The following is an 18,587-nucleotide window of genomic DNA, read 5'->3' on the forward strand; positions in this document are numbered from 1 at the left end:
AGCTTTTATCGCTCGCGCAAATGCCTCCAAAATCAAATTTAATCACAAATTTAACTCCGAATTTTATCTCGTCAAGCAAGCAAAAACGAATCGCCGCGACTACATAAAGTTGCTTTTCGCGGCTAAATTTATAGTATAATTTTCCCAAAAAACACAAAGGACTGCCGATGAAAATCGAAATTTTATCAAGCAAAATCCACCGCGCGCGCGTGACGGACGCCAACCTAAACTACGTGGGCTCGGTCACGATCGGACCCGAGCTCATCGAGGCTGCGGGGCTTTGCGAGTACCAAAAAGTCGAGATCCTAAACGTCAATAACGGCGAGCGCTTCGCTACTTACGTGATCCGCGGCGAGAAAAAGGGCGAGATATGCCTAAACGGCGCGGCCGCGCGCAAAGTCTGCGTCGGCGACGTCGTCATTATTGTTGCTTACGCGCTTCTTAGCGCCAAAAAAGCGAGAGATTTCGAACCAAAAATCGTGCAGGTAAACGAGCAAAACGAGATCGTAAAATAATATATGTCCAAATTTGCCGTTTCTGCGGCGTGGCGTTTAAATTTACGTTTTATGGCGCTGAGTCAAATTTGCGGTAAGATCTAAGCTAGCTAGCACGACGGTCATTTGCGAACGGACGAAAGACGAATGCGCCGAATATCAATTTATTCAATTTTGCCGCCGTTTGGCGTTAAATTTGACGCGGTCGGTAAAATTTGGCGAAAATAGGCAAAATTTTGCGCCTGAATTTAAAAGGATTCGCAAAATGATAGCGATTTATTTTAGCTCCACGGGCAACACTAAGCATTGCGTAAAGAGATTTATAGAGCGCCTGGGCGGCGGTATCCCTGCGGTTTCGATCGAGGACGGGGCTTGCGGCGAGTTGCTAAAACGCCACGATGATGTGATCCTCGCCTACCCCGTTTACTTTAGCGACCTGCCGCAAATCGTGCGCGAGTTCATTTGCGAAAACAGCGCGAATTTTTGCGGTAAAAACGTCTTTATCATCGCTACGATGGAGATTTTTAGCGGCGACGGAGCGGGCTGCGCGGCTAGGATATTAAGGCGGGCGGGCGCGAAAATAACGGGCGGCGCACACATCAGAATGCCCGCGTTTATCCTCGACGTGGCGATTTTTAGTTATTCGGCGCAGAAAAACGAGCGCCTGATCAAAGAGGCAAACGCCAAGCTAGAGCGCGCCTCGGAGGCATTTGCCGCGGGTAAACCGCCGCAAGAGGGGCTAGGCATGCTATGCCGCATCGCGGGGCTTTTAGGGCAGCGGCTATGGATGAAAATTTGGGACAAAACGCCCTTTGCCAGGTGCAAACCGAGCCTCGATACGGCGCGGTGTAGCGGCTGCGGCAAGTGCGCGAGGTCCTGTCCGATGCAAAATATAAAAATCGTGCACGGTAAAGCAAAATTCGGCGAGCGCTGCACGATTTGCTACAGATGTGTGAACAAGTGCAGGCAAAAGGCGATAACGATCCTCGGCAAGGCGGTAAATCTGGAAAAATCAGTCGCGGCGGAGCTCAAAGATATCTGACGCGCGCTCGTTCGGGCGGACCAGCTCGCTAATTTATTTTGTTTCGCTTTGCGCTCGGCTTTTAAATTTGCCGAAATGATCCAAATTTAGCGCCCGCCGAGTCCACGTTACTTGGCAAATCAATCATACTGGATTTTACTACGGCTCGTTGCAGGCACGCTTGCGGGAGCCAAAATGGATCAAAACTCGCGCGGTTCATATAAAGTAAAATTCTATCATCAAATTTGACGGCTTTTCGGACTTAAATTTATCCGTCCGCGCTCGCATCCGCCGCGAGTTTTAAAGGCGGGAACGAAACTTGCATTGCAGAGCTTAAAAAAGTAAATTTAGCTTAAATTGGCTAAAATAACGCGAAATTTGAAAGGATGTTTATGTTTGAGGGGATCGATTTTTCAAAAATGGGACAGATGCTCGAGGAGGCGCAAAAAAAGGCGCAAGAAATCGAGCAGGAGAGCCAAAAGCGCGAATTTAGCGTAAAAAGCGGCGGCGGGCTCATTAGCGTAAGGGCAAACGGCAAGGGCGAGGTGCTCGATATCAGCATCGACGATAGCTTGCTGGAGGACAAGGAGAGCTTGCAGATTTTGCTTATCAGCGCCGTAAACGACGTGCTAAAGATGATCGAGGACGACCGCAAAAACGCCGCGTCAAGGATGCTGGGCGGGTTTGCCGGCATGGGACTAGGGCAATGAAACGCGTAGCTTTCTCGCGCCGTTTGGACGCGGTTTTGGGGCTTATGCGGTTAAATTTTAGCAGCGCGCGGGGCGATACGGAGGTAAATTTAAGCTCAAATTCGCGCGCCCGTTCAGTAAAATATGACGCTTCTTTAAATCCACGTGAAATTTCGCAAAAAACTGGTCTGAGTGCTAAAATAGCGACGAATTTGGCTCCAAATTTGACGGCGAATTTAGCCCGCAAAATTTGCTCTCCGCTTTTTGCGGTTTTTATGATTTGCGCTCTTGCCGCTTCGCTTAGGGCTGAGCCGCGCCCGACGCAGGATGATTTTAACGCTTGCTTTGAGAAAAACCTGCCCGCCATGGTAAACGTCGCGGGCAACGGCGGTATCGCGATCACGCCAAATTTAATAGCCGTTCCTAAAGGCGAAATCCCCGTGAAAAACTACGTCAAATTTGACCCGTATCTGGGCCTCTATCTGGTCGCCTCGGATGCCAAACTCGAGCCTGTAAAGATGGCCGACGATAACGCGACGAAAAAAAGCGACTGGGTCAGCGTCACGCACGATCTAAACACGACCGTCTACGGCCACGTAAAGGCGCAGGCGCAGGCTCTAGGCGAGCTGGACGTGCTCACGTTTGACGTAAACGGAACGGGCGCCGTGCTAAATCCATGCTGCAAGCTACGCGGTATCGCCGTGGGCGGGGATAAGTTCGTCCCGAGCCGCTATCTAAGGCACTTTGCGGTGTATAAGGACGTGTATTACGGCGACGTGGGCGCGGTTTTTGAGGAGCGAGACGGCAAACTCTACGTAAAAAGCGTCGATCCGCTCGGACGCGGCGCGGCGCTGATGGCGGGGGATGAAATTTTGAGCGTAAACGGCGAGAAATTTGAGAGCTTGCGCGAGCTAAACGAGAGAATTTTGTTCGCCAAAAAGGGCGAGCGGCTCAAATTTGAGATCAAGCGCGGCGACGAGGTTTTGAGATTTGGCGTGGCGGTTTCGGACGACGCGGCCAAAAAAGAGCAAAAAGCGCCGACGAAAGCGGATAAAAAGGCCGCCTCTAGCGACGCAAAACCGCAGTCCATACCGCAAAGCAGCGATGCCGCGAGCGTGCAAAAGCTCTACGGCATAACCTTTGACGAGAAGCTAACGGTAAAAAGCGTCGACGCAAGCTCAGGTGCGGCGAAATTCGGCGTCAGAGTCGGCGATAAGCTGATACAAGTAGGGCAAAAAACGGTCTCAAGCCGCAAAGAAGCGCTAGGCCTGCTTGCTAAAGGCGGCGGTCAAAATTTGCTCTTTAGACGCAACGGCTTTGACTTTTTTTACAACGCGCGGTAGGTTCGGGCGGTAAATTTGACGCTTTTAGCGGGTAAACGAAGCGTCAAATTTAGCCTGCGCTCGGAGTTGATAAAATAAAACGGAGAATAGATGCAAGATCAAAAAAATTTAGCGATGAAATTAAAATCTACGGGTAACGGTAAAATTTACGTTCAAAACACGGGGAGAGGGTTAAATTTGAGCAAGTCGCGGGCGATATCTAAAGTGCAAAATTCGGCGCAAAGCCTGCGTGCGAGCTCGTCTCAAAATCAGCCTCAAATTTTAAACGCGGCCAAATCTAAAATAAACTCCGAAAACCTGGCTCAAAGCCCGAAAAATCGAGCAAATTTGGTCTCGCTAAACGCAGCCAAGAGCTCATCGTTTACTTCCGGCTCAAATTTACTGCAAACAGCACCGAGCGCCGCCGATCAGGACGCGCTTTTGGCCGAGTTTAAGGCATTTTTGAGCGCGCATTTGCCGAGCAGCCCTAGCTTTCATCCGTGCTTTGACGAGGCGCTTTCATACACGCTAAAATCGGGCGGCAAGCACTTTCGCGCTATGCTAGTCGCAGGCGTCGTAGCGGCAGTACGTCCCGAGCGCAAAGAGGCGGCGTTTCACGTCGCGCTAGCATTTGAGACGATGCACAGCTACTCGCTCATCCACGACGATCTGCCCGCGATGGACGACTCGGACCTGCGCCGCGGACAGCCTAGCCTGCACGTCAAATTTGACGAGGTAACGGCGATCCTGGCTGGCGACGCGCTAAACACCCACGCCTTTTATCAGATAGCAAGGGCTCCGCTAGACGCGGACGCGCGCATAAAATGCGTCGAGATCCTAAGCTGCAACGCCGGTATCTACGGTATGGCGCTAGGGCAGGCGGTGGATTGCTATTTCGAAAATCAAAAACTAGGGCTTGAAGAGCTAAAATTTCTGCATATCCACAAGACCGCGCGCCTCATCGCGGCGAGCTTGCAAGCAGGCTGCGTCGTGGCGGGGCTAGATGAGGCGGAGGCTGCGCGCATATACGACATCGGGCTTGATCTGGGGCTGGCGTTTCAGATCGCAGACGACATCATCGACGCGACGCAAAGCGCCGAAACGGCGGGCAAACCGACGCATAACGACGGCGCGAAAAACTCCTTTACCAACCTTCTTGGCGTTGATGGCGCAGTGCAGGCTAAAAACGAACTCATCGCAAAGATAGAGCGCGAGCTAGGCAGCGTGCATGCAGGCATCCGCGCTATCGTGACGGGTCTCATCGACAAGCATTTGCGGTAAATTCGGCTTAAATTTGCGTTTTGTTCGGTCAAATTTGAGCAGTTAAATTTGCCGTCAAATTTCGCAAATTTTATCCTTAACTACAAAACTCTATCCGCTCGGTATAAACAAACCATCCCGCAAACCGTGCCGATCCCGCCGCAAAATCGGCAAAATTCGGCGTCCTTTTTATGCTATAATCTTTTAAATTTATCAAAAGGAGAGATAATGAAAAAAATAGCCTTATCGCTTGCGCTTTTGTGTGCGGCGGCGTTTGCCAAAGAGTACGACTACATGCTAGCTAGCACCGCGCAAAAGACTTTTGAGGAGCCGACTTCTAGCTACGAGACTAAGCAAAACTACGATGCCAAGGCTCGCCGTCTAGAGCTAGTTAGCACCTCCGAGCTCGCAGACGGGCTAAAGGGCAAACACAAAGAGATCAGCTACTATAACAAAGACGGCAAGATGACGAAATATGAAGCCTTTAGCTATGATTTTACCGCGAAAAAATGGATCAAAGTGACCGAATACAAAGCCGATTATAAAAAAGGCGTCCTCATGCAGGAGTCTAGCTCGTTTATCCGCGGTATGCCGGAAAATGCCAGCAAAACTATCATAAAGTACCTAAAAAACGCTAGCGAGGAGATCAGATACGAGCTGGTAAAAGGCAAATGGCGAAAAACCGCGCTAACCAAAACCGTCGAGAACGCATACGGCGAGAACGAGCTCATCGTACTTAGCGTCTGGGACGGCAAAAGATGGCAGCCTAAATCAAAAACGCAGCTACTCTACGGCGCGGACGGACAGACGCGCGGCTATGAGAGTTGGGATTACGAAAACGGCGCATGGCAAAACCGCGAAAGAGGCACGGTTGCGGGCGACGTGAAGGGCAAATACGAGCAGGTAAGAAGCGTATTTGAAGGCGGCGCGTGGCGCTACGCCGAGATGTCCAAGCACGACTACGACGCTTCTAGCGGCAAAGACGTGACGATAAATCTCATCTGGAACGCCGAGCAAAACGCATGGGAAAACAACAGCAAAAACGTCTCGGTCGTAGAGGGCGCGGACTTTGAGACGGCGGCCTTTTTGTGGGATAAAGAGCGCAAAGAGTGGAAGCAGGAGTACTCCAACCGCAGCATCTACGACAAGAGCGGCGAGCGTCTGCTAACGCAGCGATACGACACGATGGACGGCAGCGAGAAGTTCGTCTACGGCTACAACGAGCGCGGCGATAACGTGAGCGTGGATGTTTACGAGCTAGCTAGCGACGAAAACGGCAAAAGATGGGTGCAAAATAAGCGCCTTGAGACGACCTTTGATCCGCACATACTGGCCGACGACGTCGGACACGGCGGCTCGCTGATGTCCTTTGAGATGCCTAGCAGATACGCGGTGACTAGCTTTAAGCAGTTCGTCGCGGCGGACGGTAAATTTAAGCTCGCCTCAGAGCAGACGTGGAAATATAAAAGGGTCAAATGATCTTTTGCTAGCGGCCTAACTGCGGTAAATTTGACGCTTTGGATTTGGTCAAATTTAACAAGCGCCCGAGCGTCAAATTTAGCTCGTTAAATTTTGCTTTCGCATCAAATTTGACGCCGTTTGGGCGGCTAAATTTAAAAAGGAGCGAATGTGAGATTTTTTTGGAAAGCGGCGGCGATGGCGGCGATTTGGACCTTGCCGCTAGCTGCGTCGGGCGAAATTTGCCTAAAAAAGACTATCTATAAAACACAGGGCGACGCCGTGCCGCGCTACAAATACGAAACGAGCCAAGCTTACGACGCGAAGGCTCGCGTGCTAGAAAAAATCTACGACGAAATCAACGACGACGGCAGGCGCAGGACGAAAAGCATTGTCAAATTTGACGAAAGAGGCGAGCGCGAGATAGGCAGCATTGAGTACGAGTGGGACTTTAGAGCCGGCAAATGGCACAAAGCAGGGTTCTCAAAAACAGAGAGGACAAAGGACGGCGCGTTTGTTTTTATTGATACCCGCGGTCAAAACGGCAAGCTAAACCAAGGTCAAAAAACCGTCGAAAAGCGAACGGGCGCGACGGAAATCTCTCAAAATTTCACTCTAAAAAACGGCAAATGGACGCCGACGTATCTAATCAAAAGACTTTATGACGAAAATCACAAAACCACGCTCGTAGCGACCTTTGAGTGGAGCGCCAAAGCCAAAAAATGGACTCCGTACGAAAAATCTATATATCGTTACAAAGGCGACGTTTATGCGAGCTCCGAGGGCTATAGGTGGCAGGGCAAATGGGTGCCGCAGACGAAGCACGTGGCCTTTACGGCTGCGGACGGAATGCGCACCGAGATAAATTTTACGTGGAAAGAGGACGCGTGGCGACCACAGGAGAGGACGGTGCAAAAAATAGAGCCCGAATTTAGGCGTTTTACCGATCTTAGATGTCGCTGGGACGCCGCAAAGAGCGAGTGGAACGGCTGCTATAAAAACGTGCGCGAGGAGACCGAGCAAGGTCGGCAAAAATACTCCGCATCGTCATTTTGGTGCGAGGAGTCGCAGCGCTGGGAGATAGTGTTTGAAAACGAGCTTAGCTACGACGCGCGCGGTAATTTGATAAAAAATCGCGAGACGTTGGACGGCGAACGGCGCGAGTACGTCTACGTCTACGACGAAGTGGGAAATAACCTATCCTCAGCGCTTCGTGAGCCAGATGAGAGCGGCAAATGGCGCGAAACGCAAAAGACGATAAACGCCTTTGAGCGGGATATTTTAGCGCGCGACGTCATGGATCGCGGCTTCATCGGCGACTACGTAGCCGCGGGCGAAAACGCGATCAAAAGCAGCAAGCAGTACTTTTTAGACGGCGACGAGTTTAAGCTAAGCGAGACGCTCGAGTGGTTTTACGAAAAGTGCGAGCCGTCTCGCGAGTGAGCCGTGTATCGTTCAAATTTTGCGCATTTTTTAAAAAACGGCGAAAAGATCGTCTTTACGTTAACCAAGCAAGAGGGCAAGAAGCTATCCGTAATGCTGGGCGACATATATAAGGCCCAAGACGGCGCATTTACGGTCGCGGGACTAAATGTCGGAGGGCGCGAGTGAAGTGGCAACGAGAAACTGCAAGTCAAGCCTAGTTAAAATTTACGAATTTAAAGAAGGCGGTATCTGCGCGGGTTTTGACGGAAACTAGATTTGAGTTTTGTCGGCTGAAAGTAAGCGCGTCTTTGCGTAAGCGAAGTGGTTTACGCGTTTTGCAAGGTACTCGCCGCTGAATTTCGCTTTTACTAAAAATTTATAAAAGCCTTACACTAAATTTAATGAGTCAAAATAAAATTCGGCAGCGATTTTCTAACAGAAGATCAAAAATAAAAAGCCAAATTTGGGAGGCTAAAGATGTTTAAAAAGATATTGTTTCTAGCCGTTTCTTCGTTATTTGCATTTGGTGCTCTAGCTCAAGCAGGCGAGATAAAAGCAAGCGACTCGCCCTTTGGTTACGCTAGCATTGGTGCAGAGCAAAATTTTGGCGGATACGCCGGCAAAGAGAGTAAAGAAGTCGTCGTAAAAGATAGGCAAGAGCTCGTAAAATACGCTCAAATGGGTGATTACGTCATCTATGTGGATGGCCTCATAGACCTTAGCGAAGGCAAGATTCCACAAAATGGCAATAGCGAGGGGCTGGATAAATTTATAAGTGAGATTAGCGGTGGCGAGTTTAGCTCTTATGCCAAATTTATGCAGGCTTACGGCGCTTCATGCCGTGCAAATTTAGACGGTTCACAAGATCCAAAGTTAGCAGCGCTTCGCAAAAATTTAGCCAACGAATGGGAAAAGCTCATAGTAGTGCCGGTAGCTAGCAACACCACAATAATCGGCCTAGGCGAAAACTCAGGCATAAAAGGCGGCTCGCTTTTGCTAAAAAATGTCCAAAATATCGCGATCCGCAACATGAATATCCTAGATGCTTTTGATCCATTTCCAGATGTACAAAAAAATGACGGCTTTAACGCGCAATATGACGGCGTTAGCATAGAGTCAAGCAAAAACATCTGGATAGATCACTGCCATTTTAAGGACACGGTCGAGCTTGGTCATGTGCATTTAGCAGGCGGAGAGCTTACTAAATGGCAGACTTACGACGGACTATGCGACATCAAGGGAGATAGTGCGGCTATCACGATCTCGCACAACATTTTTGAAAACCACGACAAAACGATGCTAATAGGCTCAAGAGACTCAGACGGCAGCAGCGAAACAAGGACGATAACGGTCGCTCATAACATTTTTGACAACTGCGCGCAACGCTTACCTATGGCACGCAATGCAAAGGTGCACGTCTATAACAACTTTTACGACTCAAAAGATGGCTTTTATGACCAAAAATACGCCATTGGAGTGCGCTTTGGCTCACTAATATACGCTCAAAACAACTACTTTACAAATGGCGTCAAAATAAGCTACAAGTGTAACAAAGGCACCATTTTTGAAAGCGGCAATATAGACCTTTCAAAAAAAGGCAGCGTTTGCGAAAAGCTAACTAAGCCGCCATTTGAGCCTCCATATAAATTTGAGCTCCTCAAAGCCTCAGACGTCCAAAACGAGGTAAATCAAAACGCAGGCACTGGCAAACTAGATGTTGCTAAATAATTAAAAAGAGAAAAGGAAAATTTCGCCGAGTTTTTAAAATTTACGGCGGCGTTAAAAGCGTAAAATTTAAGCCGAATTTTCGTATAATCGCATAAAAACTAAGGAGAAAAAATGCTAAAAAAGATGGCGGATACGATAAGGTTTTTATGCGCGGATATGGTGCAGCAGGCAAACAGCGGGCATCCTGGCGCGCCGATGGGGCTAGCCGACGTCATGGTCGTGCTGGCTAAATTTCTAAATCACAATCCTAAAAATCCAAACTGGCTAAACCGCGATAGGCTCGTATTTAGCGGCGGTCACGCAAGCTCGCTCGTGTATAGCTTTTTGCATCTTAGCGGCTATGATCTTAGCCTTGATGATCTAAAAAACTTCCGCCAGCTAGGCTCTAAAACCCCTGGCCACCCCGAGATCCACACCAAAGGCGTCGAAGTAGCGACCGGACCGTTAGGGCAGGGCGTGGCAAACGCAGTGGGCTTTGCTATGGCGGCAAAATACGCGGCCAATCTGCTAAACGAACCGGAAAACGCCGTCATCGATCATAAAATTTACTGCCTCTGCGGCGATGGAGACTTGCAGGAGGGCATCAGCTACGAGGCCTGTGCGGTCGCGGGCAACCTACACCTAGACAACCTCGTGCTGATCTACGACTCCAACAACATCACGATCGAGGGCGACACGAGCATCGCTTGGAGCGAGGACGTGAAGGCGAGGTTTGAGGCGCAGGGCTGGGACGTCGCTCGCATCGACGGTCACGACTACGATCAGATCGAGTTTGCGCTCGAGCAAGCCACGGAGAAGGAGCGCCCGTATCTCATTATCGCAAACACCCGCATCGCAAAGGGCGCGGGCGAGCTAGAGGGTAGTCACCATAGCCACGGCGCGCCGCTTGGCGAGGAGATCATAAAGGCCGCTAAAATCGTAGCCGGCTTTGATCCTGAGCGTAAATTTGCCATCGACGAGGACGTGCTGATTCGCTTCCGCGCCGCGCTAGAAAAGGGCGACCTAGCCGAAGCTCAGTGGAACAAAAAGGTAGAAAATCTAAGCAGTGAAAGCAAAAATATGCTCAACTCGCTGCTAAATCCCGATTTTAGCAAGATAAATTTTCCTGATTTTAGCGGCAAAAAGCTAGCCACGCGCGATAGTAACGGCATCATCATGAATGAGATCGCTCGGGCACTACCTGGCTTTATCGGAGGTAGCGCGGATCTGGCGCCGTCAAACAAAACCGAGCTAAAGGGCATGGGCGACTTCCCTAACGGACGCAACATCCACTACGGCATCCGCGAGCACGCCATGGCCGCGATAAACAACGCGATCGCTAGATACGGGCTTTTCTTGCCGTTTAGCGCGACGTTTTTTATATTTAGCGACTATCTAAAGCCGTCTGCGCGTATCGCTTCGCTGATGAGCGTTAGGCACTTTTTTATCTTTACGCACGACAGCATCGGCGTAGGCGAGGACGGCCCGACGCATCAGCCTATCGAGCAGCTTAGCACGCTTCGCGCGATGCCGAATTTTTACACCTTCCGTCCGGCCGACGGCAACGAAAACGCGCTTTGCTGGAAGGCGGCGTTAAATTTACGCGCTCCAAGCGCCTTCGTGCTAAGCCGCCAAGGCCTAGCTCCGCTTGAAAAAGGCGAATTTGGCAGCGTAGAAAACGGCGCGTATCTGCTAAAACGCGCGCAAAACGCCAAAATCACGCTAATAGCTAGCGGCAGCGAGGTGGAGCTTTGCGTCAAGGCGGCTGAAATTTTAGCTGCTCGCGGTATCGGCGCGAACGTCGTATCCGCGCCGTGCTTTGACCTGCTTTGCGAGCAGCCGCGCGAGTACGTGGATAAAATTTTAGATCCGCAAACTAAAATCATCGCCGTCGAAGCCGCAAGCGCGCTGGAGTGGTATAAATTTGCGGGTGAAATTTACTCGATGAAGAGCTTCGGCGAGAGCGGCAAGGCGGGCGCATTGTTCGAATACTTCGGCTTTACGCCTGAAAAGATCGCGGAATTTGCACAGGAAACGGCGAAGTAAATTTAGCCTCTTAAATTTGACGGTTTTGGCTTAGGCTGGAGGCGTCAAATTTGAGAACTCATGCCGGGCAAGACCCGCATCAAATTTACGCGGTCTGCTCGTGGCAAAATCAAATTTATAAAAAGGAAAAGTTTGCAAAAATATAGGCAAAAAGCAGGGCGATTCGCCGACGAAAATTTCATCTTAAATTTAGCTCGCGGCGCGGGTAAATTTGACGCGCAAAAAGGCTTGAGCAAGCAAATTTATGCTCAAGATAAAATCAAATTTAGCGCGCAAAATACGATTAAATTTAACCAAAAGGCCGCGTGATGGAGCTTTCGCATATCATAGTTTTGGCCCTAGTTCAGGGCATTAGCGAGTTTTTACCGATCTCTAGCTCGGCGCATCTCGTGCTGGTGCCAAAGCTACTTGGCTGGGCGGATCAGGGGCTTGCCTTTGACGTCGCCGTTCACGTAGGCACGCTAGCGGCGATACTTTTTTATTTTAAAGACAGACTTGCGGGGCTTATGCGCGATTTTTTCGCGTCTATCGCGCGACGCGAGAAGGTCGGCGACAGCACGCTCGTGTGGTCGGTCGGCTTTGCGACCGTGCCGGTGGGGCTTTTTGGCCTGGCGTTTAATGACGCCATCGAGCAGTACGCTAGAAACGGACTCGTGATCGCGGCGATGACGATAATTTTCGGTATCGCGCTCTACGTCGCGGACAAAAAATCAGGCCTAAAAACCGAATATGAAATGACGATCAAGCTCGCTCTCATCGTGGGTTTAGCGCAGGCGATCGCGCTGATACCCGGCGTTTCGCGCTCGGGCGTGACGATGACGGCGGCACTGATGCTTGGCTTTAGCCACAGCGCAAGCGCGAATTTCTCGTTTTTGCTCTCGATCCCGGTTATCGTGCTAGCAGGCGGACTCGAGGCGGTAAAACTAATAAAAACCCCGGACGCGCTGCCTTGGAGTGACCTTGCTATCGGCGCGGCGGTTAGCGGCCTTAGCGCGTATCTTTGCGTGCGGCTATTTATGGCGCTGATCGCGCGAGCCAGTATGCTGCCGTTTGTTATCTACCGCATGATTTTGGGCGTATTTTTGTTTGCGATATTTTTATAAAGGTAGCTAAATTTGGGCTCAAATTTAAGATTTGCGGCCCAAATTCGCTTTGTAAATTTAAAGCGCAAATTTGACTAAGGTCAGTCAAAATTTAGCTTTTCTAAAACCTCTCTTATCCTTTTGTTTCTACTTTCCATGCTATCTTCCTCGCTAAACATCCTGTGTTTGCTATGTTCAAAAGGCGGTTGGTCTTTAACGAAACCATAAATTTCCTCAAAGCTCAAAATCTTGCCGTGCAGGTCGTAGCCGACGTTTAGCGCCTTGCCTTTTATGTTTGCGATATTTGCGTGGATGTGGCCGTAGAGCTGGATCGCGCCGTGATGACCTGCGTTCCATTCGGCTAGCGGATGGTGAAAGAGCACGAGGCGAAATTTATCCTGCCCGTGCTGCACGGTGATCTCTTTGTATTCGCAAATTTCTTCAAACAGCGCGTTGCCGTCCTCTTTTTTCATAGCTAGCAGCTCGTCTTTATGCTTTTTTATCGCTTCATCGTGATTGCCTAGCACTAGGACGTGCTTGCCGTTTAGTTTGCTAAATATGGATATATTAGTCTGCATATCCTTGTGAAAGCTTAGATCGCCTATATTATAGACCGTGTCGCAGGGATTTACTCTATCGTTCCAGAGGCGAATGAGCGCCTTGTCCATCGCCTCTACGCTAGAAAAAGGCCTAAAGCACGGATGAAATTTCATGATATTGCTATGTCCGAAATGCAAATCGGAGGTAAAATAAATCATTTTTGCTCCTTTAAATCCGCTTCAAATTTCTCGCCGCTTTTTATCTCCATGATAACTAGGCGCTTGAAAAACACGACCCCTACGTCCATCGAAAAGACGTCGTTTGCGCGCCTGGTTATTCTATTTTCTTCGCTTGCGACGTGCCCGTGAAATATCCGCTTGCCCGTATTATTACTCTCCCAAAAGGGCTCGATACTCCATAGTACGTAGTCCTCGTCCTGCTCCTCTTCGCTTTTTTCGCCGTCAAAGGCTGCGTGGACGAATATGCTTTCTTCAGAGCTTACGACGTGGGGCATATCGCTGATAAAATCCTTGAGCCACGAGAGCGCGAAACTGTTTAAATTTCGCTTGTAGATCGATCTTTTGGTTTTATCGCCGCCATTTCTAAGCCAAATTTGGTGATCCAGCGAGTCGCCGCCGAAATATCCGTCCATCATCATTTTCTCGTGATTTCCCAGCACGTGGATCAGCGCGTATCCGTTTCTAACGAGCTCAGCGTATCTTTTGTAAAGCCCTATCGTATCCTCGCCGCGGTCGCAGCTATCGCCTAAAATAATAACCAAATCCTTTTTGGTCAAATTTATCTTTTTAATCATCAGGTTAAAAAGCCTGAGGCAGCCGTGCATATCGCCGAATACGAAAATCCGCGCGTAATCATCTTCGTTTATGTGTTTTATCTTTATCATTTTTTGTTCTTGCGTTAAATTTGTGGAAAATTTTTGGGTTAAGTTTTATAAGATTATGGCAGATGGGAAGGGATTCGAACCCTCGAAAGCTTGCACTTTACACGCGTTCCAGGCGTGCTCCTTCAACCGCTCGGACACCCATCTATGAAGCCTGGATTATAGCTAAAATTTAATAAGCGCAAACTTATATTTGAGTTTGATCGCGTTTTATGGCGGCGTCAAATTTAGCGCGCGTAACGTCTTAGCGCCATAAAGGTGCGGGTTAGGGTGCAAAAGCGTCAAATTTGCTGCCAAATTTAGCTTAAATTTGAGCGAATTTATCCGCGCTTACCCAGAGCGAAAACAAACATCCTGCACGCCTCGCGAAACGGCTTTATCCAGCTCATCGCGCGACCGACTAGCCCCCAGCGGTGTTTGTACATATTCATCATCGTGCCGATTTCCAGGCACTTTATGCGCTCTTTATCCCACGCCTCGACCTCGTCCGCGCCCGCGATACCCATCTTGATTTTTACCTCCTCTTTCATAAATTTTAGCGTGTCGTGTTTGCGTGTATTCATTTTTGTCGCGAAGTCGTTGAGTAGATCGACCAGCACCAGCCCGCTAAATCGCGCTGCCAAATTTAAGAAAAACTCCCGAAAAATCGGCTTTTCAAAAAACATCGACACGCCTTCTAGCACGAAAACAAACTCCTCTCCCGCGTGCTTTCTGGCTAACTCGTCCATCCACGCGGTTTCTAGCATCGAGCAGGGTAGGCTGTAGTTTCGCGGCGCTTTTGGCACGAGCTTATCGCGAAGGGCTATGACGTCCGGCAAATCAAGGTCGTAAAAGGTCGCCTCTGGGCAGAGCGGAGCTAGCCTAAGAGGCCTGGTATCAAGCCCGGCGCCAACTTGAACGATGACGGCGTCCGGGTGCTCGCGCGTAAATTTAAGTATGCAGTCGTCAAAAAACCTCGCCCGTATCACCGTGCCGACCCTGCTTAGCGTCGAGCGGTCAAATTTGGCGAAATCATAATCGATCCTGCTCACGACGTCACCTGAAAATTCGTCTTTTAGTATGGGGCGGGCTTCCTCGTTTTCCTTGCTTCTAAAGTATAAATTTATAAGTAGCGTTTCGGAGACGATATCTGCAAATGCGATCTTTTCCATCTCGTTTTTCCTTTTTATTTTGATAATCTTTATAGAAATTGTAGTGCAAACGGCTTTAAAAATTTATAAAATTTAGCGTTTAACTCGCCGTTAATGCAATGTCGTTTATAATACGGCTTTAAAAAACGAAAAAAGGCAAAAAATGAAAAAAATCCTCATCATCGCAGGCTCGTGCAGCAACGGTGGCGCAGGCCTACAAGCCGATATCAAGGCGTGTGCGCACTTTGGCTGCTATAGCGCGACCGCGGTCACGGCGCTAACGGCCGAAAACACGGACAAGATCAAAAATATCGTCTCGCTAGATCCCTCGTTCATCGCCGATCAGCTTGAGATGCTCTCGGCGGAGTTTAGCTTCGACGCCGTCAAGATCGGCATGCTCTTTAACGAGCCTATCATGGACGTCGTGCAGAGCTTTTTAGAAAAAAACTCCGCTCCCGTGGTGCTAGATCCCGTCTGCGTCTCGAAAATGGGGCATAAACTCATCAAAGATAGCGCCATCGAGCGGCTAAAAGAACTAATGAAATTTGCCGCCGTCACGACGCCGAACCTGCGCGAAGCAGACGTACTTTTCGGCGATGATTTTACGAATTTGCCGTGCAACGTGATCGTGAAAAAGCACATCGTCGCTGGCAAAAGCATCGACACGCTTTACCGCAAGGACGGCAGCGTGCAAAATTTTGAGACGCCGCTAGCCGATCCGCTGGTTATCATCGGCGCGGGCTGCACGTTTTCTAGCTCGCTAGCCTGCCTACTCGCTCGCGGTGAGAGCCTAGAGGGCGCCATCCAACAAGGCAAAGAATACATCTACAACGCCATAATCACCGGCATCGACACGAATCTAGGCATGAGAAAACTGCTAAATCACGGGGTTAAATTTTAAATTTAGCGTGCATGACGCCGTAAATTAGTGTAAGAACAAAAGAATTTGCGAGGATTTATGAGTATAAGCCGCAAAGCGTCTTTTATTATTATTTTTCTAATCGCAGTGGCGGCCGTCTACTTAAATTTATACGACGGACGGGAGCTGGCGCGAAACTACGAAAAAAATCGTATCGAGATTTTAGCATTGCGCGATTTTGCGCGCGAGATTAGGCCTCGCGGAGTTTGGTTTGACCTGCGCTTGGACGGAGCCCGGGTTGAGACGTTTAGCGCCGTGAGTGCCGATAAAAACCAAACCGCGAGCTTCATCCGCGTAGATGAGCGAACGAGCGTGCAGGAACCTCTGCGGATACTGGGCTGGGACGAGCAGACTTTCGGCGAACTAAAAGCCAAACTAAAAAGCGCAAACGTCATAGGCGTAAGAATCTGGGGCAACGAGGCGTTTGGAGGCGAGCGCAAAACGACGATTTATTATCGGAGTGATGGCTTTGGAGGCTCGTATTACGAGATTTTTGACGACGCTTCGGACGAGATACTGCGAGGCGACAAGGAAGCGGGCTGCGAGGATAGATTTCATTCAGACGGCGTAGCTTTGATTTATGACGGCGGGGCTACCGTGGATTTTATGTGCGTAAGTAAAGACGGCAAAAATATAAAGCGTAGATAAAAATCTAAATTTTAGATTTACGCTTTAAATTTGGGGTTTGGTTTGGCGACTAAATTTGACCCGAAACAAGGAGAGATAAAATTGCGGGCGGTTTGTTAAATTTGACTGCTAGCGAGCGGATTTCTCGGCTTACTCGTTAAATTTGGATACAGATAACGGCGGCAAATTTGACCTAAAATTGTGGTCAAATTTGCTTGCTCGTTCGGTCAAATTTAACCCGCACTCCCGCTTAGTCGCAGCCAAATTTACCTAAAGCTTATCTGCGCATCGTCCGTGCCGTCGTCAAGCGAGATGTTGTAGCCGCCGGTATTTGGCGGGCGTTTATAGATATCTTGCGGGCCGATATTTAGCACCTCGTCGCTAAAAAACACGCATTCGCGCTCGCCCGTATCTATGTCTCGCACCCAAATTTTGCCGTCATCCACGATCTCTTCGTCAAACTCTATCACGCGGTTTTCATAAATTTTGCCCAGCAGTCGCTCGTGCAAGCGGTTCTCGTGCTCAAACTCCAGCTGCGCTTGCAGACACTCCGCCTCGTCTATGAAAATAGGCTCTAGTGCGATCTTGTCGCCCTCTAGCACGCACTCGAATTTCTCCAGTGTCGAGCAGTCCACCTCGCTGCCGCCCAGCCTCACGACGTCCTTGTTGCGCATGAAGTAGCGGTTGGTGAGGTTGCCTATCAGCGCCTCGTACGCCGTGCCGCCGATCGCGCGTTTGAGCAAAAATTCGTTTTGAAACGCCAGCACCAGCTCCACCTCGCACTCGCGCAGGATCTCTTCGTTTAGCTCGGTGTTCTCGCTTAGCAGCTTCGCCGACTCGTCGAGAAATAGGCTAATGGGCCTTTTTTGCTTCATCGTTACGCGTTTTAAAAGCTCTGGCAGGAAGCTGTTTAACAGGAAGCTTAGCGCGCTTTTGTCGCAGCTAGCGGCGTTAAATATCACGATCTTGCCGCTATTTAGCAGCCCTGCGATACTCGCGTCGCCCGCAGCGCCCTCGCCGTCGCCGTTTAGCGAGTCGTCGTTCATGAGGCCAAGAAACGGCGACATCATCATCGAGTAGTTGCGAAAATCATCTCTCGTGCGTTCGTCGCCGATATCCTTGTAGCGGCTCGTCGCGTCCAAAAACTCGTCCGCGGTGGCCAAAAACGCGCGGTTTATCATTATCGTCTCGCGGGTGAAATTTAGCGTCGAGGAGTCGAGATTGTCGCAGATGAGGCTCAGCGCGTCTTTAAACTCGAGCATCTTTTCTAGGTCTTGCGAGAGGCGCAGTATCGTAGCGACGTCAAAGGTAAAATCCCGCGCGAGCGTGCGCACGTCGGCATAAAACGCGTCCCCGTAGCAGTCGTTTAGCGGCGTGATTTTTTTAGCGAAAATTTTAAGCGCCTTTAGCACCTTAAAAAACTCCGTCGCGATGCTCGAGCCAAACTCCTCCCAAAACTTTTCTCTTGATTCCATCGGCTTTTTCACGCAGTTTTTAAAGTCCCGCGGTTTCATCGAGGCGATGAGATTTATCGGCGCGTCTAGTCTCGCTCCTACGCTTACGACGTCTTTTAGACGCCCCGCTCTGCGCGCTAGAGCCTTGATCTTGGCGCTTTCGCCGCCTTTATAATCCACTGCGAACACCGCGTAGCCGTTTTGCATGCGGTCAAGCAAATTCGGATATATCATCGCCGTCGTCTTGCCGCTGCCCGTCTCTCCGATGATAGCCGCGTGCGTGAAGTCGCTAGGTATCAGCGCGCCTTTTTTCTCCGCGTTTTCCCGCGTTCTCGTAAATCCCATTATTTTTTGCATATTTTTCCTTATCGGGGGCGATTGTAACGAAATTTGGTTTAAAGATTTAAATTTGACGGGGCGGCGGAGGCGTCAAATTTTGCCTTTGAGGCGAGATACGAAGCTAGCCTGCAAAACCCGCACCGCAAAATGCTAGACGTAAATCCGGCGTCAAA

Annotated in this window: 18 protein-coding genes and 1 tRNA gene; 14 read left to right on the forward strand and 5 right to left on the reverse strand. The window is 49.7% G+C overall.

Features of this window, described 5'->3' with window-relative positions; genetic code table 11:
- Nucleotides 1-167: 167 nt before the first annotated feature.
- The 12 genes from panD to H7R39_RS05790 all read left to right on the forward strand — a co-directional run bounded on the left by panD (nucleotide 168) and on the right by H7R39_RS05790 (nucleotide 12,525).
- Entirely contained in the window at nucleotides 168-515 is a 348-nt protein-coding gene (gene panD, locus H7R39_RS05735; protein ID WP_185898326.1) for an aspartate 1-decarboxylase, read from the forward strand.
- Between the two features lie 244 nt (nucleotides 516-759).
- Nucleotides 760-1,536: an EFR1 family ferrodoxin gene (locus H7R39_RS05740; protein ID WP_185898327.1), complete on the forward strand. Its 777-nt coding sequence runs from the start codon at nucleotides 760-762 to the stop codon at nucleotides 1,534-1,536.
- A 371-nt stretch (nucleotides 1,537-1,907) separates the two neighbouring features.
- The gene (locus tag H7R39_RS05745; protein ID WP_002947064.1) at nucleotides 1,908-2,225 is read left to right on the forward strand and encodes a YbaB/EbfC family nucleoid-associated protein; all 318 of its coding nucleotides are present in this window, start codon (nucleotides 1,908-1,910) and stop codon (nucleotides 2,223-2,225) included.
- Complete coding sequence (locus H7R39_RS05750) at nucleotides 2,222-3,547, forward strand: DUF7488 domain-containing protein (protein WP_185898328.1); 1,326 nt, start codon at nucleotides 2,222-2,224, stop codon at nucleotides 3,545-3,547. Before H7R39_RS05745 ends, H7R39_RS05750 begins: the two co-directional genes overlap by 4 nt.
- Before the next feature lie 381 nt (nucleotides 3,548-3,928).
- Nucleotides 3,929-4,807, forward strand: coding sequence for a polyprenyl synthetase family protein (locus H7R39_RS05755; protein ID WP_456064414.1), 879 nt, complete (start codon nucleotides 3,929-3,931; stop codon nucleotides 4,805-4,807).
- A 207-nt stretch (nucleotides 4,808-5,014) separates the two neighbouring features.
- Nucleotides 5,015-6,265 (forward strand): hypothetical protein, encoded by a 1,251-nt coding sequence (locus H7R39_RS05760; RefSeq protein WP_185898329.1) that lies wholly within the window; start codon nucleotides 5,015-5,017, stop codon nucleotides 6,263-6,265.
- Between the two features lie 150 nt (nucleotides 6,266-6,415).
- A complete protein-coding gene (locus H7R39_RS05765) occupies nucleotides 6,416-7,687 on the forward strand; it encodes a hypothetical protein (protein ID WP_185898330.1) in 1,272 nt (423 codons plus the stop codon).
- Nucleotides 7,688-7,690: 3 nt separating this feature from the next.
- Nucleotides 7,691-7,855 (forward strand): hypothetical protein, encoded by a 165-nt coding sequence (locus tag H7R39_RS05770; protein WP_185898331.1) that lies wholly within the window; start codon nucleotides 7,691-7,693, stop codon nucleotides 7,853-7,855.
- A gap of 291 nt (nucleotides 7,856-8,146) precedes the next feature.
- The gene (locus tag H7R39_RS05775; RefSeq protein ID WP_185898332.1) at nucleotides 8,147-9,397 is read left to right on the forward strand and encodes a pectate lyase family protein; all 1,251 of its coding nucleotides are present in this window, start codon (nucleotides 8,147-8,149) and stop codon (nucleotides 9,395-9,397) included.
- A 111-nt stretch (nucleotides 9,398-9,508) separates the two neighbouring features.
- Nucleotides 9,509-11,422, forward strand: coding sequence for a transketolase (tkt, locus tag H7R39_RS05780; RefSeq protein WP_185898333.1), 1,914 nt, complete (start codon nucleotides 9,509-9,511; stop codon nucleotides 11,420-11,422).
- Nucleotides 11,423-11,554: 132 nt separating this feature from the next.
- Entirely contained in the window at nucleotides 11,555-11,731 is a 177-nt protein-coding gene (locus H7R39_RS05785; protein WP_228724732.1) for a hypothetical protein, read from the forward strand.
- Entirely contained in the window at nucleotides 11,731-12,525 is a 795-nt protein-coding gene (locus H7R39_RS05790) for an undecaprenyl-diphosphate phosphatase (RefSeq protein ID WP_185898335.1), read from the forward strand. The genes H7R39_RS05785 and H7R39_RS05790 overlap by 1 nt, the downstream gene beginning before the upstream one ends.
- A gap of 80 nt (nucleotides 12,526-12,605) precedes the next feature.
- On the opposite strand, the gene H7R39_RS05795 is transcribed toward H7R39_RS05790, so the two are convergent.
- The 4 genes from H7R39_RS05795 to H7R39_RS05810 all read right to left on the reverse strand — a co-directional run bounded on the left by H7R39_RS05795 (nucleotide 12,606) and on the right by H7R39_RS05810 (nucleotide 15,096).
- Nucleotides 12,606-13,262, reverse strand: coding sequence for a metallophosphoesterase family protein (locus tag H7R39_RS05795; protein WP_185898336.1), 657 nt, complete (start codon nucleotides 13,260-13,262; stop codon nucleotides 12,606-12,608).
- On the reverse strand, nucleotides 13,259-13,948 hold the full coding sequence (locus H7R39_RS05800; protein ID WP_185898337.1) for a metallophosphoesterase: 690 nt from the start codon (nucleotides 13,946-13,948) through the stop codon (nucleotides 13,259-13,261). Before H7R39_RS05800 ends, H7R39_RS05795 begins: the two co-directional genes overlap by 4 nt.
- Before the next feature lie 56 nt (nucleotides 13,949-14,004).
- A tRNA-Ser gene (locus tag H7R39_RS05805) sits at nucleotides 14,005-14,092 on the reverse strand.
- A 173-nt stretch (nucleotides 14,093-14,265) separates the two neighbouring features.
- The gene (locus H7R39_RS05810; protein WP_185898338.1) at nucleotides 14,266-15,096 is read right to left on the reverse strand and encodes a class I SAM-dependent methyltransferase; all 831 of its coding nucleotides are present in this window, start codon (nucleotides 15,094-15,096) and stop codon (nucleotides 14,266-14,268) included.
- Nucleotides 15,097-15,238: 142 nt separating this feature from the next.
- Between H7R39_RS05810 and H7R39_RS05815 the strand changes: the two genes are divergently transcribed.
- Both H7R39_RS05815 and H7R39_RS05820 read left to right on the forward strand, forming a co-directional pair.
- Nucleotides 15,239-15,976, forward strand: coding sequence for a hydroxymethylpyrimidine/phosphomethylpyrimidine kinase (locus tag H7R39_RS05815; RefSeq protein WP_185898339.1), 738 nt, complete (start codon nucleotides 15,239-15,241; stop codon nucleotides 15,974-15,976).
- 57 nt (nucleotides 15,977-16,033) lie between these two features.
- The gene (locus H7R39_RS05820) at nucleotides 16,034-16,642 is read left to right on the forward strand and encodes a hypothetical protein (RefSeq protein ID WP_185898340.1); all 609 of its coding nucleotides are present in this window, start codon (nucleotides 16,034-16,036) and stop codon (nucleotides 16,640-16,642) included.
- Nucleotides 16,643-16,887: 245 nt separating this feature from the next.
- Here H7R39_RS05820 and H7R39_RS05825 read toward each other — a convergent pair whose 3' ends face one another.
- Nucleotides 16,888-18,432: a type IV secretory system conjugative DNA transfer family protein gene (locus tag H7R39_RS05825; RefSeq protein WP_185898341.1), complete on the reverse strand. Its 1,545-nt coding sequence runs from the start codon at nucleotides 18,430-18,432 to the stop codon at nucleotides 16,888-16,890.
- Nucleotides 18,433-18,587 lie beyond the last annotated feature (155 nt).

Source organism: Campylobacter massiliensis (genome assembly GCF_014253065.1).
Lineage (GTDB): Bacteria > Campylobacterota > Campylobacteria > Campylobacterales > Campylobacteraceae > Campylobacter_A > Campylobacter_A massiliensis.